Genomic DNA, 17,050 nt, shown 5'->3' with positions numbered 1-17,050 from the left:
GGCTCCGGAACCGTGTTCGTCGGAGGCCCCCATGATTTCAGCACCAGTTTCACTCACGTTTCGCGCACCTCGCATAGAGGATGCGGAAGAAATATGCGCAATAACCAATATGCCCAAGTTTCGGGCGAGTACATCCCGTTTGCCGTTCACACGCGTTGAAAACACGCGCCAATGGCTTTCAAACCTCAAAGAACGACACACCGTCATATTGGCCATTCTCGACGGAAAAATTGTTGGATGCTACGATATTTGTCGCGCGGACGGACGGCGAATACACGCAGGAACAGTTGGTATCGGCGTGCATGATGACTATCAGGGCCAAGGCATCGGTACTGGTCTTATGCACCAGATCATTGATGTGGCAGACAATTGGCTTAACCTCCACCGGCTGGATCTGACGGTCTTTGCTGACAATCATTACGCCATTCGGCTTTATGAAAACTTCGGCTTCGAACGTGAAGGCGTTTTGCGATCCGATGCCTTCAGAGACGGAGCTTTTGTCGATTGTATCATGATGGGACGGCTGCGCTTTTAATAACCAAAACAGCCTGTTAATCGAAATCGGATATCACTTGACAAAGTAGCGAGTCTTCTCTCAATATAAGAACAAATATAGAACATTTGGAGTTAGACATGCGTATCACTGGCAAGCTTGATTATCTTGAAATGCCTGCGGCCAATGGGTCGCTCGACACCGCAAAAAGTTTCTATGCACGTGCCTTCGGCTGGTCGTTCGTAGACTATGGCCCGACCTATTCAGCATTTGCCGAAGGTTTGGATGGTGGCTTTGATGCTGACCCGCACGCCACCTCAAAACCTTTGCCAGTGCTCTACTCAGCAAAGATCGAAGAAACGCTGGCTTCCGTGACCGAGGCTGGGGGAACGATTGTGAAACCCATTTTTGCCTTTCCCGGTGGGCGTCGCTTTCATTTCACTGATCCTGCGGGCAATGAGCTTGCCGTCTGGAGCGACAAGTAGCAACTTTCATTGTCACTGGTTGACAGCAGCGACCATATGGAAATGATGCCGCGTATCTTATTTAGTTCAACATAGAATTCGGTGACATGCGCTTCATCCTTCCAACTGTCCTGCTCTCCTTCGCCGCCACGTCAGCATTTGCTCAAACGACCGCGCCTGTACCCGACAACGCACCGCTTAGCCGGTGCGAAGAATTTCTCAAAGGTATGAGTATTCTCAAGCCCGGCAAGGATTATACGGTTAGAGATATTCCCGATGGCTGCGTTGTTTCGAACGGCATTTATCAAGCCATGAGCATTATGGGGTGGACAGTCGAAAGAGCCGTTCTGGAAGTTGATCGTCTGCAGGACTATCTTTCTGAAGCCCCTGATTTGAGCAAAGCTGCACCGCAGTGGGGGCGCTTAGCGGTGGATGGCGTGCGCATGACGCTGCAAAGCGGTAGCAAAGTATCGGATTACATCACTTCAATTCAGCAATGGCCGATGGATTTCGCAGCTTCTTATCGCTTCAATCCGGAAAGCGGATATCTGCACATTCAGAACGCAGAAATCAGCAGCATAAAGATGGGTAAGGCTTCAGTTTCTGCGGAAATCAACCTGCCCGTCGATTCATCCGTTGCGAGCCTTACGGTTAATCCAACTGCAACGCTTTCACATCTGCGCTTGCGCCTTGATAATCAGGGACTGTGGGAGAGTATTGCCCTCCCCGTCCTTGCCAATTACGCCGCATTGCCATCTGAAACCGGTGAAAGCGACCCGGAAGTCGACATTGCGCGTCTGCGCGATATAGTAAGCAAAGGCATTGACGCCCTGCCCGACAGCCAGATCGATGCAGATTCCAGAAAAGCGCTGGCTCGTTTTGTTCAGGACATGCCAAATCCTACCGGCTTTTTCACAATGGATATACATTTCGACAAGCCGTTGCCAATCGGTCTCAAGGACCTGGAGCCGGGCAAACTTGCAGAACACGCGCTGACAGGCGCAAAGATCAGCGTAACCTATAAGGCTCGCTAATCAGACAAAACGCGAAGCGAGAGCATTTCCAGTTTCGATTTAAGTGTTGGAAATGCTCTATCTATCTGTTTTAAGCGCATCTTGCCAAACAAAGCAGTATCAACCGCCATGTCCACATCTCTATCATCACTTGAAACCGCCGCTAAATATCTATCGCAATCAGACAAAGATCAATTCTTCAAAATTAAACGTGAAATGGAAGCGTCAGGTGCATCCAGAGCAAGCATTGAAGAACGTCTTCATGCATTCATCTGGCAAGTCATTGAAGCCGATGATGATGACGAAAGCGAAGAGTGATATTGTCACTCAGCAATTAGAGCACCAATCTGATTGGATCAGATCGGCACTCTGATCATTTGCTTTAACGCGCATCATGTTCCGAAAACCGTTTCACACTTTTCGGGCTGCGCTCTAGCTTGCTTCGCGCAACTGCTCTGCGGTTTGAAGATCAACCGAGACAAGCTGGCTCACACCCTGCTCACCCATGGTCACGCCGAACAGGCGGTTCATACGGGCCATGGTGATCGGATTATGCGTGATAACAACGAAACGTGTTTCCGTTGAAGCCGCCATTTCATCCATCAGATTGCAGTAGCGCTCGACATTATGATCGTCGAGCGGTGCATCCACTTCGTCCAGCACACAGATTGGCGCTGGGTTGGTCAGGAACACGGCAAAGATCAGCGCCATGGCGGTTAGAGCCTGCTCACCACCCGATAGAAGAGTCATGGTCTGCGGCTTCTTGCCGGGAGGCCGAGCAAGGATTTCCAGCCCGGCATCAAGCGGGTCATCGCTTTCAATCAGCTGCAACTCTGCCGTTCCGCCACCAAAAAGATGCGTAAACAGGCGCTGGAACTGCACATTCACCACATCGAAAGCAGCCAACAGGCGCTCGCGACCTTCGCGGTTGAGGCTCTGGATCGCCTGACGCAGCTTCTTGATCGCTTCAATGACGTCTTCGCGCTCGGAGATGATCGCCTCAAGGCGAGCAGAAAGTTCCTGACTTTCCTCTTCCGCGCGCAGGTTGACTGCACCCAACCGTTCGCGCTCAATCCTGAGCCGCTCAAGCTGGCGTTCGAGCTGATCGGGATCGGGCATGCGATCTTCAGGCTTGAGACCCGTATGACGGATGGCATCATGCGGCGCGCAGTTAAGTGCTTCTGCGATGCGCGCTTCCGTATCTTTGCGGCGCTCCTCGGCAGCAGTCAGACGCTCTTCAGCACGTGCGCGTTGCTCACGGCTGGTTGCAAGTTGCTGGATCGCCAGTGTCGCAGCCTTGTCGAGTTCAGCCTGCACCGCCTCCGCCTCGGCCAAAACGTCGGCGGCCTGTTTGCGGCGCTCATCAGCTTCAGAAAGCTCATTAAGCAATGCGCGGCGACGGCTTTCAATCTCTTCCGGAGCTTCGGCCAGAACTTCCGCTTCATCGGCGGTTTCTGCCCGGCGATCATTCAAAGCCGCGATTTGTTGCTCTGCATTTTGCGCGCGCGATGCCCAGCTGCGCCGTTCCATGCCGATCATCGCCAACCGTCTTGCACGATTGTCTGCTTCGCGTCGCTGACCTTCATAGGCCGCCCGCGCTTCTGCCAACGTCACACGATCCGATTGTACTTCTGAAGTCAGAGCCGAATGACGCTCGCCGATTGCGTCCATATCCGGCATTTCGTTGAGTCGATCTTCGGCCTCAACCACACGGATTTGTGCTTCTTCAAGGCTTTCCTCAAGGCGTGATTTGGCTTCTTCGAGGCCTGCACGTTTGGTTGCCAGTTGCCCGGCAGCACGTTCAACAGCAGCCAGTGCTTCACGCGCTTCATCGAGCTTGCGCTGATGGGCACGCCAGGCGTCGCGCGCGACACGCTCATGTTCAACCGCTTCGCGTACGGCCATTTCAAGACGCTGCACGGCTTGCTCAACATCCTGCACACGGCGGGCAGCAGTAATTGCTTCCTGCTCGAGTTCGGCTAGCCGGTTCTTCTGCGCAAGCCGCTGTGCAGCCGGCGTTGGCGCATCGGCACTCGCCGTATAACCATCCCAGCGCCACAGAGCACCGGCTTTGCTCACCAGTCGCTGGCCGGGACGCAGAGATGCCTGCAGACGCGGGCCATCAATGTCCGAAACGACGCCCACCTGTGCCAATCTGCGGCGTAATTGCTGCGGACCTTCCACCAGACGATCAAGTGGCGTTGCTCCTGCTGGCAATGCCGGGTCTGTTTCCGAGGCCGGATTATAAGCCCAATAGACAGGTGCGTGATCATCGCTGGCCGCATCAAGGTCTTCACCAAGTGCTGCGCCAAGGGCTATTTCATACCCCTTCTCAACCCGTAATTCCTCAACAACAGGTGGAAACTGGCCCGTCTCACCGGCATTGAGAATGCGCGCCAGCGTTTGTGCTTCGGTCTCGATACGATTGAGTTCCGTGCGAGCTTCGTTCAACGGCTGGCGGCTCGCCGCTTCCTGTTCACGTGCAGCAATCACGAGTTCTTCGGCGGCGACCACAGCCTCTTCGGCAGCAGCCAGCGCTTCAGTCGCTCCTTCAACGAGAAGGCGCTTTTCAGAAGGATCAAACAGCCCGCCGATCTGCTCGGCAACCGCTGCGATATCACGCTCGATCATTTCCATCTGGTTTGCCAAACGGTCACGACGGCTTTGCGTTTCCTGCAATCCCCGCTCGATCTGTGTGCGTTCTGCAGCCGCTTCCGCCCGTTCCGCAGTTACACGAGCCAGCGCGTTTTCGCTGTCCTGCAGTCGGACTTCTGCTTCCTCAAAGATCGCGCGCAATTCTTCATCGCGCTCGCCAGATGCTTCATTCGAAGCAATCAGTTCCTGCTCTTCCTCATCAAGACGCGCCAGAATATCGGCGTTCTCACGCACCATCTGCTCTTCGCGGGCAATGTCAGCGGTCAACTGTTCGAGACGCTTCATAAGCTCGGTGCGGCGGGCGCGAATACGACCGTCTTCTTCATCAAGCTGCGTGCGAGCGATGGAAAGGCGCTGCAAAGCGGCGGCGGCTTTGGCTTCCGCCTCGCGCATTTCCGGCAGTTTATGCGCACCAACGGCTTGGTCGCGCGCAGCATTCATTTGCGCCTGCGCCATGTCGCCAACAACCGACGTTGCCTGTGCAAGTGCGCTTTGCGCTTCGCCTTCCTGCACTTTCGCCTGCGACCAGCGCAGGTGAAGCAACGATGCCTCGGCGCGACGAATATCAGCAGAAAGCGCTTTAAAGCGATTGGCCTGACGCGCCTGACGTTTCAGGCTTTCTATCTGGCTTCCAAGTTCACCCACCACGTCTTCGAGGCGCTCAAGATTGCCTTCGGCAGCACGAAGGCGCAATTCCGCTTCGTGACGGCGGGTATGCAGGCCAGAAATACCTGCTGCTTCTTCGAGCAACGCACGCCGCGCCTGTGGCTTGGCCTGAATAAGTTCACCGATACGGCCCTGTCCAACCATGGATGGCGAACGAGCACCGGTTGATTGATCGGCGAAGAGCAGCTGCACATCCTTGGCGCGCGCTTCCTTACCATTGATCCGATAGACGGAACCGGCTTCACGTTCAATGCGGCGAGAAACCTGCAACTCGTCCTGATCATTATAGGCAGCGGGCGCTGTGCGGTCGGAATTATCCAGAAAAAGGGTGACTTCCGCCGTATTGCGCGCAGGCCGCGTGGCGGAACCAGAGAAGATCACATCATCCATGCCGGAAGCGCGCATGTTCTTGTATGAGTTTTCACCCATCACCCAGCGCAGCGCTTCAACAAGGTTGGACTTACCGCAGCCATTCGGCCCGACAACGCCCGTCAGCCCACCTTCAATGACGAACTCCATCGGTTCGACAAAGGACTTGAAACCGACAAGGCGCAGCTTGGAGAAGCGCATCAGCAGGCTCCTCTCTCAGAAACGCAAAAAGCGGACGCAATGAAGCGTCCGCTTTTCTTGCCGAAAGGCGGCTTAGAGCAGCTTGTCAATGATTGCCGACATCTCGTCAACCGAAAGGGCTCCAGCGTATTTCTGTCCGTTGATGAAGAATGTTGGCGTGGCGTTCACGCCAAATTCCGTCGATCCACGTTCCATGGTCGCATTCACATCACCGAGAACTTGCTGGTTCGTCAAGCAAGCCTTGAACGACTCCTGTGTAAAACCTGCAAGTTTCGCAATTTGAAGCAGTGCAGCTTCGCCATCTGCAGCGCCAGCCCATTGCTGTTGCTGTTTGAAGAACACTTCGATCATTGGGAAGTAGCGGTCTTCCGGGGCGCAACGAGCCAGCATGAAAGCCGCAGTTGCGCGTGGATCAAATGGGAACTCGCGGAAGATCAGCTTCGCCTTGCCGGTATCAATGTACTTTTCCTTGATGGTCGGAAAAGTATTGACCGCAAAATCAGCACAATGCGAACAGGTCAGCGATGCATACTCAACGATCGTAACAGGCGCATCGGCCTTGCCATAAACCATGTCCTTGAGCTTGCCAGGTTCTGCAACCTTGGCAGCATCGACAGTGGCTTCAGCGCTGCGTGACTGTGCGCTCGCATTGCCGGCAAAAGCAAGTCCTGCGGCAGCTGCGCCAGCAAGAGAAATAACATGTCTGCGGTTAAGCGGTGCAGGCATACGAATCATCCAGTCCTGTTTAAATGTTGACGTTTAAGCACAATTTAGGGTCGCGGATCACTAATCACCAGCCCTGTTGTGATCAAATGCAGTTCAGCACCAATCTTGAATCAAATTTAAGGCAGATCGCTCACTTCTTCGTGGACCGTTTCTCTGCAAGAATATTTTTGCCGAGCCGTGCGAGGGCAGCGCGCAACGCATCGTCTTCGATCCCGTCTGTTGCTTTGTCTATCCGGCGTTCCTCGGATGGAGCCAAAGCCGCCAAACGTTTGGGACGACGTTTGAAATCAAGTGCGGGAGGTTTCTGCTCGATCTTGATGCGACCGATAGCGGAAAAGCCAAGAAATCCGTTTACACGGCTGATGATTTCACCCGTCTCATGCTGTATCTGCAAGGCTGCGAAACCTTCGCATGCAATAATTAAGGTAGCAGGACTAAAAGGATCGTCTTCGTGCAGCCTTCTTGGCCATAATATGCGCAAGGGACGAGACGACGCTCCGATTGCTGGGCCGACAATATCCTCCCAGGATTGCAGCAGAGAAAGATTGATACCAGCACGCTTCTGCAACATCGGGTCCATCAGACGCGACGTCATGTCAGCCAGCGGGCGAAAGCCCCGTTTTGATTTTGGTTCGCTCATCGCGTCCCATTATAACCCCGAAACCACTCAACAAACAAAGGGATACCTTCATCGAGCGTGGTTTGAGGGCTAAAACCGAGATCGCGGGTCGCGAGCGCTATGTCAGCATAAGTGCGCGGGACATCGGCTGCGGGCATTGGCTCCAGCTTGCGGACTGCCTCTTTACCGCAAGCTTTTTCAATGGCCGCGATGAAATCATTAAGCATGACCGGGCGGTTATTGCCTAGGTTGTAGACTGGCGCAGTTTGTTCAGGGTGTTCAAGAATGCGCTTTACCGCACCCAGTACGCCGCTCACGATATCATTGATGAAGGTGAAGTCGCGCTGCATTTCGCCATTATTGAAAACGCGGATCGGCTCCCCCTTGAGGATCGCCGAGGTGAAGAGCCATGGCGCCATATCCGGACGCCCAAATGGCCCATAGACGGTGAAAAAACGCAGTCCAGTCGAGTGCAGGCCATGAACATGCTTATAGGAGGAGGCCAGAAGCTCGCCTGAGCGTTTGGTCGCCGCATAAACCGAAACTGGATGATCCACTGGATCACTTTCGGAAAACGGGATTTTCTCATTTGCGCCATAGACCGACGACGAACTGGCATAAACGACCGGCGGACGCTTTTCTAACTTAAGTGCCGCCTCAAAAACAGTCACCTGCCCCATGACATTTGCCGAGACATAGGCTGCAGGATTTTCGATGGAATAACGCACTCCAGCCTGCGCCGCGAGATGCACAATTACATCGGCATCACGATCAGCACCTACAGCTGCATTGAATACATCGGAATCAGAAATATCGGCCTGTACAAAACGGAAACCATTACGCGCATTCAGCTTGGCGAGACGGGTTTCCTTGAGATCCACCTGATAATAATCGTTGAGATTATCGATGCCAATGACTTGCCAGCCTTCATCCAAAAGGCGCGCCGCAGTGTGAAAGCCGATGAAACCAGCGGCACCCGTCACGATTGCTTTCATAAAACCTAATTCCCGCGAATATAGTTTGAGAGGCCTGCTCGACGCAAAGCCATGATGCGACGTGATGAAGCTGCGTTTAGTGCCGCAATGAAGAACATTACCGAAGAAATAGTCACTTCATGCAAGAGCGGATTATGCAGCATGCCATAGCTTCCGGACACCACAGCAAAGTAAATCAAGGCGCGCCGCATTCCCCAGCTATCCGAATTCCGCCAAAGATGCACAAAGATCGAAAGAAAGGCCGCAAACATGAAAAACAATCCGATAATGCCGTCATTCAGCAGTTCATCAAGGATCGTATTGTGGACGTGCCGGAAACCTTCCAGCATGGATGCCTGATCGCCAGCCTGTGTGCGAATGACATCCATTTTCGCGTAAGAACCGACACCCGCTATAGGGTTCTGCTTAATGACTATTGCAGCATTCGTCCACATAACCTCACGGATATCTGCTGAGATTTTGTCTTCCCATTGGGAGCTGTCACCACTGTCATAGTACTCAACCATCCCAGCAAACCGTTTGGAAATAATATCTCCTACGGGGCCTACGATGACGAGTGCAGCGAGAGCGGCCACAACGGCTGCATACGCTGCGCCCTGCTGCCGAACGCTAAAGCGTTTTAGGAAAAGTATCACCTCGATGGTTGCAAATATCGGCAGTACAACGATTACAGCTCGTGTTTCGGAAGCCAGAACGGCTACGAGGCCCAATATAAGCCAGTGGGGGCCATTGGGGAGATAGCGTGGTGCTTTAAGAATAGGGATGACCGCAGATATTGCCGAAACGCCTGCAACAAATGCGAACACTGCCTCGTTTCCACCGACGCCTATGCGACCGCCTTGCGTCAACACAAGGTAAAGCACGGCGAATACTGCCATCACGATACCAACGCGTGCGCCCAACACATAGGCTCGCAACGGATTACGGACCAGCAGCATACCGGGAGCCGCAAAGGCAAATACCGCGATGAGTAACGTATAACCAATCTGGCGGTTATTGCTGAAAGGTTCCCCGCGAAAAAGAATGAGACCTATAGACCAAGCCGCATACAACAGAATAAAAATATAAAATCTCTTGGCAAAAAGGCGGGTCGCCGCATGGCGAGCCAAACTAAGATAGATTCCAATACATGAAAACACGAAAAGAATGATTGGGCCTAATCCTAATCGGATAGGCATAGCGGCAGAGGCGGCACCAAGAACCCAATGGTCTATTCGCCGCCGTACAAGAAATGATTTTTTGAGAAAAGCCACTTACACCTCTTTTAGGCCATTTCGCCTGAGAGCGTATGCGATTCGCCTGACATAGTCAGTCGATCGAAAGAAAAGAGTAGTTAGTCTTTTGTATGCTGGCAGGCGTGCTTTGGCGTATCCTTTCCTACCTTGTGCAATCGTAGAGATCGCCACCTCAGAAAGAGCTATCACCGGTTTGTCGGTCGTGAAAATTTCATAGCTGCCTGCCCAACCGCGCTCTAAAGCAACATCATAGGGAAGGCACATCGGCTTGATCCCTGCAAGAAGGCGCCTGGCACCGTCTAATGTGACAATATAGGCAGCAGAACTACCTGATGGCCCATGTAGGCAACGCCCAATGGAAAAGCGCTTATCGACAAAACTAAACCCTCGGAAAGCCGCCGTACGATGGTTGACGAGTTTAATGACGTCCCATCCTTTCAATCTGCTCGCTTCGGTAATAAATGGCGTGAATTCAGGTGTGAATTCGACATCGTCTTCCACAATAACCGCAAAAGGCTCATCCGCAGCGATGATTGCCTCCAGTGCTCTGATGTGACTGAAATAGCAGCCGATTTCGGCAGGCAGTGCAATTTTTCCATGTCTACGACGAAAGCCAGCCTCGTCAAAATCCACCAACTCGTCATCGGTCAGTAATTTACCTTCGACTGCCTCAACACGACGGACATCAACTGAAAACTTATTGGCGCTCGCTCGCAAAGCATCCCATCTGTCCTGGGAGCGTGCAAGATTGATGACATATACCGGGACAGAACTAGCCACGGATTCTCCTTATTTCACATCTGCTTCCCGCCTCACTGCCGTGAGATTTATCGCATGCGCATAAAAGCACAAGAAAGCGATGCTATGCATTAATTTCTATCAATTCTAAACAAAGGTCTTTAATCAGATTAGAGACAGTTTCCCAACGTTTAAATCATACCGATCAAATGCTCCACACTCCCGATAGTACCAGAACTGCACAAATTCTTGACTGGTATGACCGGCATCACCGAATTCTACCTTGGCGTGTAACGCCAATTGAGCAATCGCGCGGCATGAATTCAGATCCTTACCGGGTGTGGCTCTCAGAAATAATGCTTCAACAAACCACCGTTGAAGCGGTCAAATCCTATTTCAGCAAATTTGTCGAACGCTGGCCGAACGTAGCGTCTATGGCTGAGGCAAGCGAAGACGATATTCTACGTGCGTGGGCCGGGCTTGGTTACTATTCACGTGCGCGCAATCTCAAAAAATGCGCCGACCTTATTGTCGCAAATTATGGTGGAAAGTTTCCCTCTACTGCGGTCGGCCTGAAAGAACTTCCGGGTATCGGTGATTACACTTCAGCAGCCATCGCAGCTATCGCTTTCGGCGAACCTGCAGCAGTGGTCGATGGCAATGTTGAACGCGTAATTTCAAGATTATTTGCGATCGACACACCTCTACCCGCTGCCAAGACTGAGATTCGTGCCCGCATGGGCGAGATGACACCCGCCGGCAGGCCAGGCGATTTTGCGCAAGCCATGATGGATCTCGGCGCAACTATTTGTACGCCGCGTCGTCCCGCCTGCGCAATTTGCCCGGTTAATGACAATTGTGAAGTGCTCGCTACCCGCGACCCGGAAGAGTTTCCCGTCAAGGCACCGAAAGCCGAGAAGCCGGTGCGGATAGGAGCAGCCTTTATTGCTATTGCAAATGATGGGTCGGTTTTGCTACGTAAACGGCAACGCGAAGGCCTGCTTGCCGGAATGACGGAAGTACCGGGAAGCAGCTGGACCGCGCGCATCGACGGCGATTCCAGCATAGATGCCGCCCCATTTATCGCCCCTTGGGTGCCATCAGGCAGCATCACACATGTGTTCACACATTTCGAATTGCGCCTCTCTGTCTATTCAGTCAGCAATATTGCCAAACACACGACCAATGATGGCTGGTGGTCCTCGCCTTCAGAATTAGAGGATGAAGCACTGCCAACCGTCATGAAAAAGGCCATCTCGGCCGCCATTCCAGATGCTTTCAAACGGGGGAGGAAAAGCCGTTGACCAGACCAGTCCAACACGTCGTCTTCGATATCGGCAAAGTGCTGCTGCATTATGATCCGGAGCTCGCTTACCTTGATGTGATCCCTGATGCCACCGAGCGCCGCTGGTTCCTGGAGAATATCTGCACCGGTGCCTGGAATATTGAGCAGGATCGCGGTCGCAGTTGGGAAAATGCCGAAGCACTGTTGATCGATGCCCATCCTGACCGCAGCGACCACATCCGTGCATTCCGCCAAAACTGGAACTTGATGGTACCGCATTCCTACGATGACAGCGTTGCGATCCTGCGAGGGCTTATTGCACAAGGCAATGACGTGACCATGCTCACAAATTTTGCTTCCGATACGCTGCGCGAAGCGCAAAGCCGCTTTTCGTTCCTTACTGAAAGCCGCGGCGTGACCGTTTCCGGCGATATTCACATGTTGAAACCTGACCGCGAAATCTACGACCATCATGTCGCGAGCTTTGATCTAGACCCAGCTGTAACGCTTTTCATCGACGATAGTCCCGCCAATGTCGAAGGTGCGAAGGCTGCGGGTTGGCAAGCCGTGCATTTCACTGGCGCACCCAAACTTGCAAGCGATCTCAGAGGCCTGGGCCTCTCTTTCTGATCAAAACATCTCCGACAACGAAAAAGACCCCCGAAGTGGATTGCTTCGGGGGTCTTTTCATCAGACTTTGTTGGAGGTCGTCCGATAGTAATAGGCTATTTCCATTTCAGATTTACGCGCCGGCAGCTGCCATCTGATCACGAACAATCGTGCGCAGCTCATCAATTGGCTTCAAAACACCATTTTCTTCAAAGTGCCAGAACGTCCAGCCATTGCAGGCATCAAAGCCCTGCACCTTGGCACCAATACGGTGGATGGAACCGGCTTCGCCGTTGGCAGCCAAAGTACCGTCAGCCCGAACAATCGCAGCATGGCGGCGGCGCGCATCGGAAAGAACTGTGCCCGGACGCAGAAGGCCTGCTTCCATGATCGAGGTGAAAGCCACGCGTGGTTCCGCGCGCTTGCCTGTCATCACTGTAAGTTCGGCCTTGCCCAGTGGTTCAACCGCATCAATGCGTGCAGTTGCCGCATCGATATAGGTCTGCTCGCGTTCAATGCCGACAAAGTGACGGCCAAGACGCTTTGCAACGGCACCGGTCGTGCCTGAGCCAAAGAATGGATCAAGAATGACATCGCCCGGCTTGCTCGAAGCCATCATGATGCGAGCGAGCAATGCTTCCGGCTTTTGTGTTGGATGCACCTTGTCGCCGTTTTCATCTTTCAGACGTTCAGAACCCGTGCAGATAGGGAACAGCCAGTCAGAGCGCATCTGAACATCGTCATTGGCAGCTTTCATGGCATCGTAATTGAACGTGTAACCTTTGCCCTTTGCATCACGCGAAGCCCAGATCAGTGTTTCATGCGCGTTCTGGAAACGGCGACCACGGAAGTTCGGCATCGGGTTGGTCTTGCGCCATACGATGTCGTTCAAGAGCCAGAAGCCAATGTCCTGCAGCTGCGTGCCGACGCGGAAAATATTGTGGTAGGAACCAATGACCCAGATAGTGCCATTTGGCTTCAGCACGCGGCGGCAAGCAAGCAGCCATGCGCGAGTGAAAGCATCATAGGCCTGGAAGCTTTCAAACTGATCCCAATGATCGTCAACAGCGCTAACCATTGTCTGATCAGGGCGGTGAAGATCGCCGCCAAGCTGGAGATTGTAAGGAGGGTCGGCAAAAATGACGTCCACCGAGTGATCCGGAAGGCGTTCCAGTGCAGAAACGCAATCACCCTTGATGATAGAGTCGAGCCAAGCGGTACGCGGGGCCTCAATAGGCAACTCATGTGCAAGACGTACTAGGGACATGGGATACTCGATTACCTGTGAACGCTAAAAACTTGTCCTTATGGTTACTGAGTAGGGTAAATATGCGGTTAACGCCAAGTGATTGAAATTGTAAACCTTTTCTTAATTCTCCCCTAAAAGCCCGTATTTCCGGCACTTTGCGCAACCAACTGGCTTTGACAGTTTTGTTCCAGCCATATTAAAGCCGTCAACAAATTGCAGTTCGAGGCTCTCAAATGGCGCAATCAATAAGGCTTGGTTATTCGTTTACCTCTATGATTGCGCTAACACCCTCAACTGATTTGCGTGCCCTTTTATGTGTCTGACATGAATATCAACGAACTGCGTCACAACCGGTATTTGCGGGTTCTTTTCGTACCCTTCCGCATGCGCGCACTGGTGCGTGGAAGTGAAATCGGCCTCGCCATTGCCGGCGTAGTCATCGGTATCATTTCAGCCCTTGCTGTCGCCGCCATTGGCGGCATTTCGCAATGGATGCATCAGGCGCTCTTCGGGCTCGCAGAGGGTGAGAGGCTTAGTTCTGCATCGCAACTTAATCCAAGCGCCTATATCGCGCCCCTGGCTGGCGGTATTCTTATGGGCGTTGTCATATGGGTACTGGCACGCTGGCGCAAAAAGCCCATCGTCGACCCCATTGAAGCCAATGCGCTTCACGGCGGACACCTGTCGCTGACAGACAGTTTTATTCTTGTGGGACAGAACCTCATTTCTAATGGTTTTGGTGCCTCGGTCGGACTTGAGGCAGCTTATACGCAGCTGGCCAGTGGCTTTGCATCACGCATTGGTCGCGCGCTGAAACTACGGCGTGCCGATTTGCGCACTTTGGTCGGTTGCGGTGCTGCCGCAGCTATTGCAAGCGCGTTCAATGCGCCGCTTACGGGTGCGTTCTATGCATTTGAGCTGATCATCGGCGTTTACTCTATCGCAACGCTGGCACCGGTCGTGGTCGCAGCCATTGTCGGCATGCTGGTTACACAGGCGATTGGTGGAGCTCCATTCGTTATTCAAATCGGACCACTGGATGGTATTGCGGCGCGCGATTATGTACCTGCGCTGGTGCTTGGCTTTCTGGCGGCAGGTATCGCCATTCTCATCATGCGTGGTGTTACCACGGTTGAACGCATTGCACGAAAAAGCATCATACCGACTGTGATGGCTCCGGCTATCGGCGGTGCGATTGTCGGGATGATTGCTTTCGTTTCACCGCAGGTTCTGGCTTCCGGTCATGGCGCTTTGCATCTCGATCTGAATGCCAACCTAACCATTCCAGTGCTGCTGCTGCTGATTTTCAGCAAATCACTTGCCTCAGCGATTTCGATTGGTTCAGGCTTTCGTGGTGGCCTGTTCTTTGCCTCGCTGTTTCTGGGTGCGCTGACGGGCAAGCTTTTCGCAGCCGTGACAGGCATGGTTTTGCCACTTTCGCTGGAGCCGGAAGTCTACGCCGTGATCGGCATGAGTTCGATGGCGGTGGCCATTGTTGGTGGCCCTCTCACCATGGCTTTTCTCGCGCTTGAACTGACCGGCGATTTCCCGATTGCAATGCTGGTTCTGGGGGCCGTCGTTTCATCATCACTTATGGTCAGAAAGACTTTCGGCTACTCATTTGCAACATGGCGCTTCCACCTGCGTGGCGAAGCCATTCGCTCTGCGCACGATATCGGCTGGGTTCGCAATCTCACTGTCAACCGCATGATGCGCCACGACGTACGCACCGTCCTCATCGACACCGACATTGAAACGTTCCGTCACGACTTCCCGCTCGGTTCAACCCAGCGCGTTATCGCAGTGGATAACGAGGGGCACTATGTTGGTATGATCCCTGTCCCGGAAGCCTATTCGGAAAGTTTCGATACGACCGATGGAACTCGTGGCATCAGCGATCTGCTGCGCTATCAGGACCAGTTCCTGCTGCCACAGATGAATGCCAAGGAAGCCGTTGCGCGTTTTGACCGGGCAGAGGCCGAAGCACTCGCGGTCATCAACAACGCGCAGGAGCGTAAGGTGCTTGGGCTTTTAAGTGAAGCACACACGTTGCGTCGCTATAGCGAAGAGCTGGATCGCCGCAGACGTGAGGTTTCAGGGGAAGTGTAATACCAAAGTTCATTGAGTGAACTCATTGGACTTTGGTTAAGCCTGAGTGGCGCTTGAACTTTTGTCAAGGCGCGATGCGTTAGCATCTTAGCGCCTTTGTATGTGATTGAAAGATCGGGTGCTTACTGAGACGTGTCCGTTACGGGCTCGGTTCCACGGTTCTCAGGCGATACGCTGTAATAATAGGGTGTCGCAAGAATGAATGCCAGAACGACGACAATTGCGAGAATGAACAGCACAACAGACTTTCGCATAAACTTCTCCTTCACCAGAGGAAGGAAACGGTCGGCCCAGCATATCGTTCCGACACATACGGCAAGTTGAACGGCCATAATTTGACGCGCAAGTCATAAAAGTGTAGCTCATCGGCGGTATTTCGGCGGATAATCTCCCCCTCGTCTCCCAATAGTGCGTGGTTTGATCCGAGTGGACAAAATCAGCGTTCTAACATTCTGATGTAACGCGCATCTTACCCGAAAATCGTTTCACACTTCGGTATGCGCTCTAAAAGGCTTGTAAAATGGCGGCTCCTTCCCTGATTATTTTTGACTGCGATGGCGTATTGGTGGATTCGGAAGTCATCGCAGCGCAAGTCGATGCTGTTCTTCTGACAGAAGCCGGATATCCGATTGAAGCGGAAGAAGTAGGCGAGCGCTTCGCCGGCCTCACCTGGCAGGACATTCTTCTGACAGTGGAACGCGAAGCAGGCATTCCGATTTCCGCGTCTCTTCTCGACAAGTCGGAAAAACTGCTTGATGAGCGCTTGAAAAATGAGGTGCAGGCGATTGAAGATATCGTCGAGGTTGTTTCTGCACTTGGGCTACCAAAGTGCATTTGCTCGAACTCGACCAATGCACGCCTTGAACTCATGTTGAAACGCGTCGGTCTCTATGATCTTTTCGCGCCAAATATCTTCTCATCGCGCGAAGTAGGCACAAAAAAGCCGAAGCCTGCACCCGACGTTTTCCTCTATGCTGCAAAGCAATTTGGTGTCGATCCAGCGGATGTCATCGTGATTGAAGATTCAGCGCATGGCATTCATGGCGCGCGTGCAGCCGGAATGCGTGTTATCGGTTTTACCGGTGGCGCGCACACCTATCCCGGTCATGCCGACAAACTGACGGATGCAGGTGCTGAAACCGTGATCCATCGCCATAAGGATCTGCCGGGCGTAATCGAGGCCTTATCAATCTGGACCGACGCCTGAAGCTTGTGATTTCTCCCGAAACACACGCTTTCGGGAGAACTATCAATTAAAAAGCGCTGGTTCAGCGCTTTTTACTTCGCAATGCCAAAGCATCGAACAGTCAGGGCTCACCCTGCTGGCTTGCAATACAGCGCTACGCAGCGCTGCGCTTATTCTTGCTCTTCGCGGCAGCATTGAGTGTGGCGAGCAATTCTTCCGATTCGCTTTCGCTCAGACCAATCATCAACCTGTCGCCGATCGATGCGGGCTCGTCCGTCGTGACGTCGAAGATCGCCCAGGTGTCTGTCGGCTCAAGAACGCGTTCATATTTTGGTTTCATGGGCATAGACCAGAGCGGTTTCTATAAGCCGCCCTATCCTCTTGGTTCGTTGCAGTTTCAATCGGAGACGACCAGCCCTTCACCAGACACAATCATCC

17 protein-coding genes are annotated in these 17,050 nt (G+C 53.1%); 8 read left to right on the top strand and 9 right to left on the bottom strand.

Translation table 11 applies throughout. The features are described from left to right. Positions 1 to 31 precede the first annotated feature (31 nt). The 4 genes from ACSME1_RS09915 (at position 32) to ACSME1_RS09900 (ending at position 2,288) form a co-directional block, all read left to right on the top strand. Positions 32 to 535 carry a GNAT family N-acetyltransferase gene (locus ACSME1_RS09915; RefSeq protein WP_105705311.1) on the top strand — a complete coding sequence of 168 codons (504 nt, stop codon included), beginning with the start codon at positions 32 to 34 and terminating at the stop codon, positions 533 to 535. Between the two features lie 98 nt (positions 536 to 633). Beyond that, the gene (locus tag ACSME1_RS09910) at positions 634 to 978 is read left to right on the top strand and encodes a VOC family protein (protein ID WP_100559520.1); all 345 of its coding nucleotides are present in this window, start codon (positions 634 to 636) and stop codon (positions 976 to 978) included. A gap of 86 nt (positions 979 to 1,064) precedes the next feature. Continuing rightward, positions 1,065 to 1,991, top strand: a complete 927-nt coding sequence (locus ACSME1_RS09905; RefSeq protein ID WP_105705313.1) for a hypothetical protein — start codon at positions 1,065 to 1,067, stop codon at positions 1,989 to 1,991. Positions 1,992 to 2,099: 108 nt separating this feature from the next. Then, positions 2,100 to 2,288 carry a hypothetical protein gene (locus ACSME1_RS09900; protein WP_024897224.1) on the top strand — a complete coding sequence of 63 codons (189 nt, stop codon included), beginning with the start codon at positions 2,100 to 2,102 and terminating at the stop codon, positions 2,286 to 2,288. 114 nt (positions 2,289 to 2,402) lie between these two features. On the opposite strand, the gene smc is transcribed toward ACSME1_RS09900, so the two are convergent. From smc to ACSME1_RS09870, 6 genes are all read right to left on the bottom strand, one after another. Continuing rightward, complete coding sequence (gene smc / locus ACSME1_RS09895; protein WP_024897223.1) at positions 2,403 to 5,861, bottom strand: chromosome segregation protein SMC; 3,459 nt, start codon at positions 5,859 to 5,861, stop codon at positions 2,403 to 2,405. A 72-nt stretch (positions 5,862 to 5,933) separates the two neighbouring features. Next, positions 5,934 to 6,587: a DsbA family protein gene (locus ACSME1_RS09890; protein ID WP_024897222.1), complete on the bottom strand. Its 654-nt coding sequence runs from the start codon at positions 6,585 to 6,587 to the stop codon at positions 5,934 to 5,936. A gap of 130 nt (positions 6,588 to 6,717) precedes the next feature. After that, positions 6,718 to 7,227, bottom strand: coding sequence for a DUF721 domain-containing protein (locus tag ACSME1_RS09885; protein ID WP_024897221.1), 510 nt, complete (start codon positions 7,225 to 7,227; stop codon positions 6,718 to 6,720). Further along, positions 7,224 to 8,201, bottom strand: coding sequence for an SDR family NAD(P)-dependent oxidoreductase (locus ACSME1_RS09880; RefSeq protein WP_024897220.1), 978 nt, complete (start codon positions 8,199 to 8,201; stop codon positions 7,224 to 7,226). The genes ACSME1_RS09885 and ACSME1_RS09880 overlap by 4 nt, the downstream gene beginning before the upstream one ends. 5 nt (positions 8,202 to 8,206) lie before the next feature. Beyond that, positions 8,207 to 9,139, bottom strand: a complete 933-nt coding sequence (locus tag ACSME1_RS09875) for an O-antigen ligase family protein (protein WP_235822327.1) — start codon at positions 9,137 to 9,139, stop codon at positions 8,207 to 8,209. Between the two features lie 315 nt (positions 9,140 to 9,454). Further along, complete coding sequence (locus tag ACSME1_RS09870; protein WP_024897218.1) at positions 9,455 to 10,216, bottom strand: glycosyltransferase family 25 protein; 762 nt, start codon at positions 10,214 to 10,216, stop codon at positions 9,455 to 9,457. Positions 10,217 to 10,383: 167 nt separating this feature from the next. On the opposite strand from ACSME1_RS09870, the gene mutY reads away from it, so the two are divergent. Both mutY and ACSME1_RS09860 read left to right on the top strand, forming a co-directional pair. After that, positions 10,384 to 11,478, top strand: a complete 1,095-nt coding sequence (gene mutY / locus ACSME1_RS09865) for an A/G-specific adenine glycosylase (protein ID WP_051514749.1) — start codon at positions 10,384 to 10,386, stop codon at positions 11,476 to 11,478. After that, complete coding sequence (locus ACSME1_RS09860; RefSeq protein WP_024897216.1) at positions 11,475 to 12,089, top strand: HAD family hydrolase; 615 nt, start codon at positions 11,475 to 11,477, stop codon at positions 12,087 to 12,089. The genes mutY and ACSME1_RS09860 overlap by 4 nt, the downstream gene beginning before the upstream one ends. A 112-nt stretch (positions 12,090 to 12,201) precedes the next feature. Here the strand turns inward: ACSME1_RS09860 and ACSME1_RS09855 are convergent, their stop codons facing one another. After that, positions 12,202 to 13,335 carry a site-specific DNA-methyltransferase gene (locus ACSME1_RS09855; RefSeq protein ID WP_024897215.1) on the bottom strand — a complete coding sequence of 378 codons (1,134 nt, stop codon included), beginning with the start codon at positions 13,333 to 13,335 and terminating at the stop codon, positions 12,202 to 12,204. A gap of 306 nt (positions 13,336 to 13,641) precedes the next feature. On the opposite strand from ACSME1_RS09855, the gene ACSME1_RS09850 reads away from it, so the two are divergent. Beyond that, on the top strand, positions 13,642 to 15,426 hold the full coding sequence (locus ACSME1_RS09850) for a chloride channel protein (RefSeq protein WP_024897214.1): 1,785 nt from the start codon (positions 13,642 to 13,644) through the stop codon (positions 15,424 to 15,426). A gap of 122 nt (positions 15,427 to 15,548) precedes the next feature. Here the strand turns inward: ACSME1_RS09850 and ACSME1_RS09845 are convergent, their stop codons facing one another. Continuing rightward, positions 15,549 to 15,680: a hypothetical protein gene (locus ACSME1_RS09845; protein ID WP_268877364.1), complete on the bottom strand. Its 132-nt coding sequence runs from the start codon at positions 15,678 to 15,680 to the stop codon at positions 15,549 to 15,551. 266 nt (positions 15,681 to 15,946) lie between these two features. On the opposite strand from ACSME1_RS09845, the gene ACSME1_RS09840 reads away from it, so the two are divergent. Continuing rightward, positions 15,947 to 16,633, top strand: coding sequence for an HAD family hydrolase (locus ACSME1_RS09840; RefSeq protein ID WP_095446207.1), 687 nt, complete (start codon positions 15,947 to 15,949; stop codon positions 16,631 to 16,633). A gap of 133 nt (positions 16,634 to 16,766) precedes the next feature. Here the strand turns inward: ACSME1_RS09840 and ACSME1_RS09835 are convergent, their stop codons facing one another. Continuing rightward, complete coding sequence (locus ACSME1_RS09835) at positions 16,767 to 16,952, bottom strand: hypothetical protein (protein ID WP_100559535.1); 186 nt, start codon at positions 16,950 to 16,952, stop codon at positions 16,767 to 16,769. Between the last annotated feature and the right edge of the window lie 98 nt (positions 16,953 to 17,050).

Origin of the sequence: Brucella pituitosa, assembly GCF_965577835.1 — a bacterium.
Taxonomy (GTDB): Bacteria; Pseudomonadota; Alphaproteobacteria; order Rhizobiales; family Rhizobiaceae; genus Brucella; species Brucella pituitosa.
Note: the sequence above shows the minus strand (reverse complement) of the source record. Positions and strands in the feature narration are given on the sequence as shown.